Origin of the sequence: Burkholderia cepacia, from assembly GCF_001039005.1 — a bacterium.
Taxonomy (GTDB): domain Bacteria; phylum Pseudomonadota; class Gammaproteobacteria; order Burkholderiales; family Burkholderiaceae; genus Burkholderia; species Burkholderia theae.
On the sequence record NZ_LDWR01000186.1, the window covers coordinates 1 to 527 of the forward strand.

General features: G+C 43.5%; 1 protein-coding gene. It reads left to right on the forward strand.

All coding sequences use genetic code 11. The annotated features are described in order from the left end of the window. Nucleotides 1–527 (forward strand): hypothetical protein (locus VL15_RS43020; RefSeq protein WP_196319691.1); only part of this gene is annotated, 527 nt, incomplete at both ends.

Genomic DNA, 527 nt, shown 5'->3' on the forward strand with positions numbered 1-527 from the left:
GCCCCCGGCCCCGCCCCCTGATGGGTATTTAGATTCGAAAACGGCAATACAAAATAAAAAAGAAAATATCAATACAGGCAACTCCGCCTTCAAATTATCGACTGACCTTATTACATATGCGATAAATCAACTCGGCAACGGAGCCGCTCGAGGCCAGATTCGTGATCTCAAACTACTCAAAAAGCATCTGACCCCAGACATATTGCAATCGCTATCCGAAGCAGAATCAAAATTGTCCACCCTTAAATCCGCCGACGCCATTAAAAATGCAGGCAAATTCATCGATGAGATCTCACGAAATCCAAGGAGCTTTAACGCCGATGACGTACGCTCGCACACTAAAACATTAGTGAGGCATGATCGTCAAGATACGGATTCCTACGATGATGATGAAGATTCATGGAATGATGAAGGATCATTGAAATCCAAAGAAATAAAAGAAAGAATAAGCGCTCAGCTACGTAAGTTTCAACAATTAGACTCAGAAATCGAGAAGCTTGAGCAGCAGCAGAAGCTTGAGCAACAGC